The sequence below is a fragment of the Rhizobium sp. 05L419 genome (assembly GCF_056397845.1).
Window position 1 is genome coordinate 1 of record NZ_JBFTOF010000053.1, and the last position, 10,408, is coordinate 10,408.

Consider the following 10,408-nt stretch of genomic DNA (forward strand, 5'->3'; position numbering starts at 1 on the left):
ACTTCACCACCATAAAGCACATGGCTCTCAATCTCATCCGAAGAGCGCCGGGCAAGGATTCCCTGCGTTTGAAACGAAAGGTCGCAGCATGGGACGACGACTTCCTGGCAAGTACAATCTCTCGATAATTAACTCACCCGATTCCCCTGGGAATTGCTCAGAACCGCAAACAGTCGCGCGGCGCTCTGATGAACGCCAAGCTCGTTGACCGCCTTGACGATTCCCGATGCGTGCTCTTGGCCGAGGGCCGACGAGAGGGTCAGGAACTTTTCCTGCAGTTCCCCGGCGGTCAGAGGATTTTGTGCTTCGCCTCGTGGGAGCAACACTTCGATCGCCTCCAGTCTTCCCTTTGCCGTCATCGCCACACGTGCCGGTGTGCCGGCTGGAAAGGCATCACGGTATGCACTTGCACTTGACAACCGAACACGTTTGGCAAGCCCGATTACACGCTTGTCGGATAGATGCGTGTCGCTCATCGGCAGCAGCGCGTGCTCGCCGTGTATCAGTGCCAGGGCAACGCAGAAGGGGATGCTGTACTGTGCGGCCTCTGCCGATTGTGGCTCACTTTGGTTGGGCAGCGTCAGCGCACGGTCGAAGGTTTCGATCAACAGGCTCTCTATATCGTCCGGATCGGGTTTCAAGCGCGCAGCAAGCACCAGTGCGCCATCGATTGCGGCATGCGCCCAACGGCAGCAACTGTAAAGCTTGAAGTAGGACTGTTCGATCGCCCATGTCTTCGCAAAGCCCTCAAACAGCCGCTTCCGATTGTAGTGGGCGGGATCGTCCAGAATGTCGAGCGGGCCGCGATGGCCAGCGGCCGCGAGCGCCACGGCTTGGAGGCCATTGGCTGTCGCCCAGGGTATCCCTTCCTTTACGGTGTGGCCGAGCGCGGTCCAGCCGGTCGCCGCTTGGGACGTCGCAGTCTGTCCGGCGATCGCGATGGCGTGGGCAATCACCGGCGCTGACCGGCATGTCAGCCATCCGGCGGCAGCCGCGACGCCCGGTCCGCACCACAGGCCCGTGTCCGTTGTGCGGATCGTCCTTATATCGCGCGCCGCCGATACGCGCACGGCAACCTCGTAGCCCAAGACGATCGCCGTCAGCAACCTGTGGGCGCTGCAGCCGACCTGACCGGCAATGGCAAGCACTGCAGGCACGATCGCCGCTGCGGGATGACCTGAGGCCTGCCGATGACCGTCGTCGAGATCGAGGGCGGTTGCGTAGGTGGCGTTGACGAAGGCCGCTCCAACAGGCGGCAGCCGCTTGTCCGAGAACCAGACTGCTGCTGACCCGTCGCCCCATATGTCTGCCGCCGCGTTGAGCGACGCTCTGCCTGCATCCGTCGTCGATCCGGCCACTGCTACGCCGAGCGTGTCCAGGACCGTTCTGCGCGCGGCACTGTAAGCTCCTTCCGGAACCCGCTCGATCTCGTTGCAACGGGTAGCCAGCACCGCCGCGCTGAAGCCGCCGCCAGTTACCCTCGATATACTCTCTCCGGTAGTATTCATGTTTCGAGCATCCCACTGTTGAACTTTGAACTGTGAATTTAAATCCACGTTGACATCCATAATGTGGACGCCTAGCCTGTCAACATCAAATCCGGAAGGAAGGATAAAAGGTGATCAATCAGGCCCATTACGGCCCCAAGAGGCTGACTGCGATTGACGCCGTGCCGGTCCAGATCGTGGTTGACGGGAAATCTTATGCGGCGCGGCAAGGAGAAACCGTTCTGACTGCCCTCATGATGGGAACAGGACACGCGCGCAACTTTGAGTTTCTTGCTGAAAAGCGCGCAGGCTTCTGCCTAATGGGCGCGTGTCAGGACTGCTGGCTATGGCAGATCGATGGGCGGCGCTTGCGTGCCTGCACGAGTCGTATCGAAGCCGGCATGGAACTCGTGACGACCGCGCCGGAGGCGATCTGATGGACCCCACCGTCGTCATCATCGGTGGCGGGCCTGCAGGCACTGCCGCTGCGGGCACGATCGCCAGGTCCGGATTGCGGCCGATCGTTATCGATGAGGCGTCTCACCCGGGCGGACAGATATTCCGCCGTCCCGGGCCGGAGCTCATGCGAACCGCCTCCAAGCTCTACGGTTTCGATGCGCAAAGCGCGGTCGCGTTTCGCGATGCTTTCGCGGCGCTCGCGCCGGCGATCGACTATCGACCAGAGACCCAGATCTGGAGCGCATGCGAGGGCAAGCTGCATCTCCTGAGTAGAAACGGGCCATCCGTCCAGGACTGGTCCCATCTCATCATCGCGACGGGTGCAATGGATAGGGTCGTACCGGTCAAGGGCTGGACGGCGCCGGGCGTCTACAGTCTCGGTGGTGCGCAGATTGCGCTCAAGGCCGAGGCGTCGTTGATCGGTCGACGTGTCGTCTTCGCCGGCACCGGCCCTCTGCTTTATCTAGTCGCCTACCAGTATGCCAAAGCCGGGGCTGCGGTTGTGGCGGTTCTCGAGACCGGCAATCCCTTTGGAAAGATGGCGCTGTTTCCGGCGCTCATTTCCGGCGGAACTGCCTTCGCAAAAGGGCTGTTCTACATGGCCGCACTTCGAGGGCGCGGCATTCCGCTGCTGAGCGGAGTCCGCGTGCTCGAAGTTTTGCGCGGCGCAGATGATCGTGTGACAGGTGTTGCCTATCGTTGGCGTGATGACGACAGGATTGCGACCTGCGACGGCCTTGCAATAGGGCACGGCCTCAAGGCCGAAACCCAAATCGCTGATCTGCTCGGGCTCGACTTCACGTTTGATCCAGTTCAAAGACAATGGTTGCCTCGTGCCGACGCCGACGGCCGCTCTTCGATGGCGAACGTCTACCTTGCCGGCGACGGACTCTCAATCCGTGGCGGCGAAATTGCGCAGGCCAGCGGCCGACTAGCGGCGGCGGCTCTTCTCCGTGACAGCGGTCACCCCGTGCCGGCTGAGACTGGCCGCGATCGGCACAGGATCGAGAAGGCCGCGCGTTTTCGCAGGGCACTGGACGAGACCTTCGCTTTCCCGCACCGGATCGCTGCTGAGGTTCCTGACGACGTCGTCGTCTGCCGCTGCGAAGGCGTGACCGCGGGGACGATCCGGCAGGCTGTCGCCGCCTCCTGCGAAGCCGAGATCAATCGGGTCAAAGCCTTCTGCCGCGTCGGGATGGGCCGCTGTCAGGGACGCCTCTGCGGTCCTACGACCGCCGAGCTCATTGCTGCTGCAACTGGCACCGACATCAAGGCCGTCGGTCGCTTGCGGGGGCAGGCCCCCGTCAAGCCGGTCGCGCTTGCCGACCTTGTGCGAGACGAACCATGACGGAGATTTTCGACATTGCGATCATCGGTGGTGGACTTGCCGGCTGCTCGACGGCGCTCCATGCCCGGCTCAAAGGCGCCTCCGTCGTGTTAATGGAGCGCGGTCGTTGCGGCGCTCATGCAAGCGGCGTCAATTATGGCGGTGTCCGTCAGCAGGGGCGCCATCCGGCCGAGCTTGCCCTTGCGCGCCGCAGCCGCGGAATCTGGGGCAACCTGAAGAGCCTGATCGGAACGGATTGTGAGTTTACGGCGACCGGCCACTTGAAGCTTGCGCGCAGCGACGCTGATATGACGGAGCTGATTGCGCATCAATCGCTGCTCGGCGAGCATGGTATACATGCCGACATTCTCGATGCGGCCGATCTCAAACGCAGACTCCCGTATCTGTCGAACCGATATGCTGGCGGCTCCCTTTGCGCCGAAGATGGTCAGGCCAATCCGCGGCTCGTCGCGCCGGCCTTTGCGCGCGCTGCCCGCGTACGTGGAGCCCATATCCGTGAAAATTGCCGGGTGATCGGCGCCGAGCCTTCCAAGGGCGGATTTGCCATCCGGCTCGATGATGATCCGACCCCGGTTCGAGCACGTTGCCTGGTTAACACAGCAGGCGCCTGGGGTGCGGCGATCGCTGCCCAATTCGGCGACCACGTCGATGAGAAAGTTATGGCGCCGAACATGTGCGTGACCGAGCCGATTGCACCCTTGATCGGACCCAATCTCGGCATTTGCGGCGGCGGCATCTATATCCGCCAGGCCGCCCAAGGCAGCGTCATCTTTGGCGCCGGGCTCGGCACTGCCGATCGAGAACGCTTGCGCGCCAGGCCGCTTGCCGAGATCACTATGGAGGCAGCCGCAGCTGCCGTGACCATGGTGCCTCAGCTCCAGAACGTCCTGCTCTTGCGGAGCTGGACGGGCATTGAGGGACGGATGCCAGACGGCCTGCCAGTGCTCGGTCCAAGCCCTACCGTCCGAGGCCTCTTTCATGCCTTCGGCTTTTCTGGCCACGGGTTTCAACTCGGGCCAGCCGTCGGTGCCGTCCTCGCCGAACTTAGTCTCGATGGCCACTCACCGACATCGATATCCGGCCTCGCCATGACCCGGTTCAATCCGGTTCCGGCTCCGGTCGGCCAGTCCTGACATCCACAAACAAATCGAAAGGGAACAGACATGCGACATCTGCATAATCAAATCTTCGGCGGCGCTGTGGCGCTCGCAACAAGCCTGGCATCTGGTCCGGCCGCAGCCATCGATCCGTCCTATCATCTGAGCGAACCAAATGTGCTGTCGGTCGCCATCACCGGCGACATGCCGGGACTGGTGGCCCGTGACGGCAAGCTCGCCGGCTATGACGGTGACATCTTGCAGATCGCCGCCGAAAAACTCGGGCTGACGATCAAGCCGGTTCCCATGGAGTGGTCAGGCGCGATCGCTGCGGTGCAGACCGGCCGCGTCGACATTATCGGCGGTAACGTCGCCTGGACGAAGCAGCGCGCCGACACGCTGTCGATGACGGACCCGACCGGTTACTTCCAGAACGGCATCACGTCTAAAAAGGAGGCGGGATGGCACACGCTCAAGGATCTGGAAAATCACAAGGTCGGTTCGATGACCGGTTTCTCGTTTCTGCCGGAGCTTCGGAAGATCGCCGGACTCGAACTTTCGCTCTATGACAGCACCGACGCGGCACTTCGCGATCTGCTGGCCGGTCGAATCGAGGCGCTGGTCGGCGATCCACCGGTCATCGATTATGCCTTGTCGAAGAACCCAGATTGGGGCCTCGTCAATCTCGCCTTTGCCGATAACAATCCGGACTTTCCGCTGCTGACCGGCCTCGGGCGGCAATATGTCTTTGGCCTATCTAAGCAGAATGGCGATCTGGCGGCCGACCTCAGCACGCAGATCCGTGCGCTATGGACATCCTGTGAAGTGAAGGCAATCGGCAAGCGCTACGGCAACATCTCGGATGCCAACTACACGCCGTCGCCGGAAAATTTCAGAGCCGGTGCGGACCGCCCTGCGAATTGGACGCCGCCGGTCTGCGACCAATAGCGAAAGTGGCGGCCGGGCGACCGGCCGCATCTGTCCTCGAACAAGGGAGGCGGCCATGGGCGCCGACACACTTCTGGAGGTTTCCAATCTCGGCAAATCCTTCGGCCACCTGACAGTCCTAAAGGATGTCTCGTTTAAGCTTCGCCGTGGCGAGCGCGTCGCCCTGATCGGTCCGAGCGGTTCGGGAAAGTCGACGTGTCTGAGGGCAATCAACTATCTGGAGCCTCCGAGCGAGGGAGAGATCCGGCTGGAGGGCGAAACGATCGGCTACCGGCGGAATGGTCAGCGGATGACGGATCGGGAGATGGCGCCGCAGCGCGCTCAGATCGGCATGGTCTTCCAGCATTTCCATTTATGGCCGCATCTGTCGGTTCGCGCCAACGTCGCGTTGCAGCCGCGCAAGGTCAAGGGGATGAGCCGCAACGATGCCGAAAGGCTTGCCGGGGATCTGCTCGGCAAGGTGCATCTGTCGCACAAGGCCGACGAGATGCCGCATCGGCTCTCCGGGGGCCAGCAGCAGCGCGTGGCGATTGCCCGCGCTTTGGCGCAGCAGCCGAAGGTCTTGCTCTTCGACGAACCGACATCGGCGCTCGATCCCGAGCTGGTTGGGGAAGTCCTGACCGTCATCAAGGAACTGGCAGTCGAAGGGCGGGCAATGGTTCTCGTCACGCATGAGATTGCCTTTGCGCGCGAGGTCGCCGATCGCATCATCTTTATGGATGGCGGACGGATCGTCGAAGAGGGACCTGCAAAGGCAGTGCTCGATCGGCCGCAGTCGCCACGTCTGAAGCAGTTCCTAGCAAGCCTGCAGCTTGGAGGAGAGCCACATGAGTGACGCACTTCCAGCACTGATCGCTCAGGCGTTGTTCACCGGAGCCCTGGTCGCCGTGAAGGTAGCCGCAGGCGCCCTGGCCGTAGCGCTCGCCATCGGCATGACCCTGGCGACAGCCGCCGTTCTGACAAACAACCGCATGCTCCAGACGGCCATTCGGGTTTATGTCGAAGCGTTGCGCAACGTGCCGAGCCTGACCTTCCTGTTCCTACTCTACTTCGGCCTGGCATCGCTTGGAATCCGGCTGTCGTCGATGGCGGCGGCTATCCTTGGGCTAGGCCTGATCGGCGGCGCCATCACCGTTGATATTTTTCGCTCGGGGTTTCGGTCGGTTCCTGCCGGACAGAGCGAGGCGGCCGCTTCGATCGGGCTGACGCCCTTCGTTGCCTTCTGGTTGATCGTGCTTCCGCAGGGCTTGAGACTAGCGCTGCCTTCGATTGGCAATTACGCGGTCGCGCTCGTCAAGGATACATCTCTTGTCGCCGCCATCGCTGCGCCCGAGATAATGTTCAACGCGCGACAGCTCGTCAACGAAACCTTTGAAACGGCTCTGATCTATGGAAGTGCCGCTCTTGTCTACCTGGTTCTGACCGGCGCCGTGGCGCAGTCCGTGTCCTTGGCCGAGCGCCGACTGGAGACCCGATGATGTTCTTAGAGACCATTTCAGATAATATCACTGACTGGGGGCCGCGGCTGCTTGTCGGGTTGCGATTGACGTTATCTCTGACGGCGTGCGGTTTTTGCCTCGCCTTTGTGCTGGCGCTGCCCATCGAATATCTGCGCAGCCGCCGCAATGCCGCGGCAAGGCTGATGGCACGCCTGTACGTCGGGTTTGCGCGGGGTGTGCCGGTTCTGGTGATCCTTTATCTTCTTTATTTTGCGCTGCCAGGTGCCGGCATTACCCTCTCGGCGTTTCTTGCCGGCACGATCGGTCTTGCATTGGTCTATGCTGCCTATCTTGCCGAAGTCTTCCGGGCCGGCCTTCAGGCCATGCCGGCGGGACAGCTTGAGGCGGCGCTGGCGAGCGGCATGACACCGTTCCAGAGCTTCCGGCTTGTGCTTTTGCCACAGGCGATCCGGCACACGATTGCCCCGCTGTTGATCAATCTGGTCTCGCTCCTAAAAGACAGCTCGATCTGCGCGCTCATCGCGGTTCCGGAATTGACGCTGGTCTCGCGGGAGCTCATGTCCGAGAGTTTTATGCCGCTGCATGTGTTCGCGTTGACTGCCGTATTCTATTTCGGCCTCGCTTGGCCGGCATCGCTCGTCGCGCACGCCCTTGAGCGACGCCTTCAGCAGCCACAGGGACAACGTGCTCTTGCCCGCAGCAAGCGGCCTGTCGTCGAGGCGGCGGTCTTGCGATGACCGCGGTATGTGCACCGCTAGCGCGGGGCCGCATTTTTCTTAAGGTGTGATGGAGTGAAGATGAAAAAGCTTATAAACCGGCCGGAAGACGTCGTCAGGGAAATGTTGGAGGGTATGGTTGCCCTCTCGCCGACAACGGCACTCTTGAGCGATGAAAACATCGTCATCCAGGCAGGACTGCCGGAGCCGAACGCGCGTCAGGTTGCGCTCATCTCCGGCGGTGGCAGCGGCCACGAGCCGGCCCATGCAGGCTTTGTAGGACCCGGCATGCTGACGGCGGCTGTGGCAGGTGATGTCTTCACGTCGCCGAGTGCCGATGCCGTCCTGGCCGCCATACGAGCAGTCGGCGGCCCGGCCGGCGCCGTTCTGATCGTTAAGAACTACACAGGCGACCGGTTGAATTTCGGGCTCGCCGCCGAGATGGCCCGCGCTGGAGGCATACCTGTCGAGATCGTCGTCGTCGCAGACGATGCGGCGCTTCGTGACACGGTTCCCGTTGAACGGCGCCGCGGCATCGCCGGCACGATCCTCGTCCACAAGCTTGCCGGAGCGGCCGCTATGCGGGGGCTTCCACTTGGCGATGTTGCGGCGATCGCCAGAGCTGCGGCGGAGCGGGTCTCCTCCATGGGGGTCTCGCTTGGATCCTGCACGCTTCCCTCTGTCGGCAACCCGGGCTTTATACTTGGCGAGGACGAAATCGAGGTCGGGCTTGGCATTCATGGCGAACCGGGCGTGCGCAGGATGGCGATCGCTACTGCGGACGCATTGGTCGATCTGGTTATCAACACGATTGCTGCCGACGGCAAGATCAAGCGTGGAGATGATGTCGTCCTGCTGGTTAACGGCCTTGGATCGACACCGCCTCTGGAACTTGCGATCCTGGCGCGCGCCGGGATTGCGCGGCTGAAGGACGAGGGGTTCACGACCATCCGTGCCTGGGCCGGAACCTTTCTCTCCGCCCTCGACATGCCAGGTTTTTCCCTTTCCGTCATGGCGGTGACGCCGAAGGACCTGGCGTTGCTCGATGTTCCAGTCAGAACGCTCGCCTGGCCCGGAGGAGGGCTGGTCAACCGGGGCCCCATTGTAGCACGGCAGAGCACGAAGACCGTTGCGAGCAAAGGCGATGACGTAAACATCAGCCGCTCAGGTCGGCAACTGCGCGACGTCTTCGCACGCGTTGCGCGGGCACTGATCGATGCTGAGGACGAGCTCGCGAGACTGGACGGCATCTCCGGCGACGGGGATCTCGGCGCCAGCATGCGGCGCGGCGCGGAGGCCCTGCTTTCCCTTTCGGACGAAGCGTATTCGAGTTTGGCGCATGGACTGGCCGAGGCGGCCGACCGCATCAGGAAGGCAATCGCCGGCAGCTCAGGACCCTTCTATGCCGCGGCACTGATGCGTGCATCACGCCATCTAGCTGCGATCGACGAACCATCGGCGAGGGACATTTCAGACGCGTTTGCGGCTGCGGTTCGAGCCATCATGGATCTTGGCGGTGCAGCGCCCGGCGACCGGACGATGATCGACGCGTTGCAGCCGGCGACACGCGTGTTCGCCGAAGGTGTCGCTGCGGGTGTGCCTGTCGAAACCGCTTGGCGAAATGCCGTAGGAGCCGCTGAAGAGGGCATGGTGCGAACCAGAACCATGCATCCGAGGCTTGGCCGGGCGAGCTATCTTGGCGCGCGCGCGATTGGTAGCCCCGATGCAGGTGCCGCAGCCGCAGTCGTCTGGTTGAAAGCAACCTCTCCGTAAGCAATCGCCGGGTCAAGGAGCGAACGGGTTGTCGGCGCCAGCAGTTCATGAGGGAAGTTATCGGCGACCGCGGGGGTCGCCGTGCGTCCGAAGGCGGCGGCGCGACGCAATTGCCGCGCACACAACTCGCGCGTTTGTCAGCATGCATCGGGTTGTGGCACGTCCGCCCCGCGGAGCATCTTCGCGAGTCGGATGCTTGAGCAAAACACGGCCGTTCTGACACTGGATCAGATCGCCTTTAATTCGGCAAACCGGCCCATAAGCATCTCAACTTCCATTCATCATCCGAAACGATATCCGTTGAGCATCCAGCAGGGGGAATAACGCCCCCATTCCGGGAGAGCAGGCCGGAAGCCGTCGCAGCCGTCGCACAGCCAGTAAGCCGCAGTGCGAACTGATCGCGACCGCCAGCGCGTTACTACTCGATCGTCGCACACAATGGTCGATCAGATGATCGACCGGCTCGCAGAAAAGGCCGAGGCGTGATAGTACGCACCACGACCCTTTGGAGAGAAGCATGACACGAACTCCACGCCGCCCGGTCAATCTGCATGATGCTGCCGAGGCCCTGTTCAAGCCCGCAAAGAAGGCGGCCCCGGCGCCTGCCGTCGAACGGCGAGCGCTGCCGAATGTGAAGGAGCTTGTCTCCCTGAAACTCGACGGCGATGTGCTCGCCTATTTTCAGGCGGATGGTCCAGGTTGGCAGGACCGCATCAACGACGCATTGCGTACCGTCATAGGGAACGATCGTTGAACCCTGTGCGATCGGGAGGCCGGTTGTCTTGATCGGTTTGACAGGCGCGTAGCAGTATTTACTGCCGTGGTGGATTGGCATTGCGTTAAGCGCCCAGATCGAACCGCGCGCTCACGGATAGTGTTGGAACTGGGGCACCTCGGCCAGGATCGGTAATGGGCTGAGGGCGGCCATGTGTCATATGCATGCTTCCGCGGTCGGCTCAGGGCAGCGGAGGCGGCGAGTCGCTGAGCGTTCTCAGATAAGCGATTACGTTCAGGCGATCATTTTCATCGGGCGCACCACGAACGTCCATATTTACGCCTGGCGTTGTGAGAGTAGGCCCGGCGATAAAGATGTTGAGGTCCTCGTAGGTCCATGACCCTC

Annotated in this window: 10 protein-coding genes; 9 read left to right on the top strand and 1 reads right to left on the bottom strand. The window is 62.1% G+C overall.

Annotated elements, in window-relative coordinates; genetic code table 11:
• Window positions 1-128: 128 nt before the first annotated feature.
• Complete coding sequence (locus AC1DMK_RS30370) at window positions 129-1,508, bottom strand: MmgE/PrpD family protein (RefSeq protein WP_477863951.1); 1,380 nt, start codon at window positions 1,506-1,508, stop codon at window positions 129-131.
• A gap of 113 nt (window positions 1,509-1,621) precedes the next feature.
• Here AC1DMK_RS30370 and AC1DMK_RS30375 point away from each other — a divergent pair, with 113 nt between their 5' ends.
• From AC1DMK_RS30375 to AC1DMK_RS30415, 9 genes are all read left to right on the top strand, one after another.
• Window positions 1,622-1,924, top strand: a complete 303-nt coding sequence (locus AC1DMK_RS30375) for a (2Fe-2S)-binding protein (RefSeq protein WP_477863959.1) — start codon at window positions 1,622-1,624, stop codon at window positions 1,922-1,924.
• A complete protein-coding gene (locus AC1DMK_RS30380) occupies window positions 1,924-3,294 on the top strand; it encodes an FAD/NAD(P)-dependent oxidoreductase (protein WP_477863952.1) in 1,371 nt (456 codons plus the stop codon). The genes AC1DMK_RS30375 and AC1DMK_RS30380 overlap by 1 nt, the downstream gene beginning before the upstream one ends.
• A complete protein-coding gene (locus tag AC1DMK_RS30385; RefSeq protein WP_477863953.1) occupies window positions 3,291-4,427 on the top strand; it encodes an NAD(P)/FAD-dependent oxidoreductase in 1,137 nt (378 codons plus the stop codon). Before AC1DMK_RS30380 ends, AC1DMK_RS30385 begins: the two co-directional genes overlap by 4 nt.
• A 30-nt stretch (window positions 4,428-4,457) precedes the next feature.
• Window positions 4,458-5,339 carry a substrate-binding periplasmic protein gene (locus AC1DMK_RS30390; RefSeq protein WP_477863954.1) on the top strand — a complete coding sequence of 294 codons (882 nt, stop codon included), beginning with the start codon at window positions 4,458-4,460 and terminating at the stop codon, window positions 5,337-5,339.
• A 55-nt stretch (window positions 5,340-5,394) separates the two neighbouring features.
• Window positions 5,395-6,174 (top strand): amino acid ABC transporter ATP-binding protein, encoded by a 780-nt coding sequence (locus tag AC1DMK_RS30395; RefSeq protein ID WP_037060198.1) that lies wholly within the window; start codon window positions 5,395-5,397, stop codon window positions 6,172-6,174.
• Complete coding sequence (locus AC1DMK_RS30400) at window positions 6,167-6,817, top strand: amino acid ABC transporter permease (RefSeq protein WP_477863955.1); 651 nt, start codon at window positions 6,167-6,169, stop codon at window positions 6,815-6,817. Before AC1DMK_RS30395 ends, AC1DMK_RS30400 begins: the two co-directional genes overlap by 8 nt.
• Window positions 6,814-7,536, top strand: coding sequence for an amino acid ABC transporter permease (locus tag AC1DMK_RS30405; protein WP_477863956.1), 723 nt, complete (start codon window positions 6,814-6,816; stop codon window positions 7,534-7,536). Before AC1DMK_RS30400 ends, AC1DMK_RS30405 begins: the two co-directional genes overlap by 4 nt.
• A gap of 60 nt (window positions 7,537-7,596) precedes the next feature.
• On the top strand, window positions 7,597-9,288 hold the full coding sequence (locus tag AC1DMK_RS30410) for a dihydroxyacetone kinase family protein (RefSeq protein WP_477863957.1): 1,692 nt from the start codon (window positions 7,597-7,599) through the stop codon (window positions 9,286-9,288).
• Between the two features lie 517 nt (window positions 9,289-9,805).
• Complete coding sequence (locus tag AC1DMK_RS30415) at window positions 9,806-10,042, top strand: BrnA antitoxin family protein (protein WP_477863958.1); 237 nt, start codon at window positions 9,806-9,808, stop codon at window positions 10,040-10,042.
• Window positions 10,043-10,408 lie beyond the last annotated feature (366 nt).

What these genes read in the sequence shown, in the direction of transcription:
- AC1DMK_RS30370 (WP_477863951.1), bottom strand. Translation starts at nt 1,508, where the DNA reads ATGAATACTACCGGAGAGAGTATATCGAGGGTAACTGGCGGCGGCTTC.
- AC1DMK_RS30380 (WP_477863952.1), top strand. Translation starts at nt 1,924, where the DNA reads ATGGACCCCACCGTCGTCATCATCGGTGGCGGGCCTGCAGGCACTGCC.
- AC1DMK_RS30385 (WP_477863953.1), top strand. Translation starts at nt 3,291, where the DNA reads ATGACGGAGATTTTCGACATTGCGATCATCGGTGGTGGACTTGCCGGC.
- AC1DMK_RS30390 (WP_477863954.1), top strand. Translation starts at nt 4,458, where the DNA reads ATGCGACATCTGCATAATCAAATCTTCGGCGGCGCTGTGGCGCTCGCA.
- AC1DMK_RS30395 (WP_037060198.1), top strand. Translation starts at nt 5,395, where the DNA reads ATGGGCGCCGACACACTTCTGGAGGTTTCCAATCTCGGCAAATCCTTC.
- AC1DMK_RS30400 (WP_477863955.1), top strand. Translation starts at nt 6,167, where the DNA reads ATGAGTGACGCACTTCCAGCACTGATCGCTCAGGCGTTGTTCACCGGA.
- AC1DMK_RS30405 (WP_477863956.1), top strand. Translation starts at nt 6,814, where the DNA reads ATGATGTTCTTAGAGACCATTTCAGATAATATCACTGACTGGGGGCCG.
- AC1DMK_RS30410 (WP_477863957.1), top strand. Translation starts at nt 7,597, where the DNA reads ATGAAAAAGCTTATAAACCGGCCGGAAGACGTCGTCAGGGAAATGTTG.
- AC1DMK_RS30415 (WP_477863958.1), top strand. Translation starts at nt 9,806, where the DNA reads ATGACACGAACTCCACGCCGCCCGGTCAATCTGCATGATGCTGCCGAG.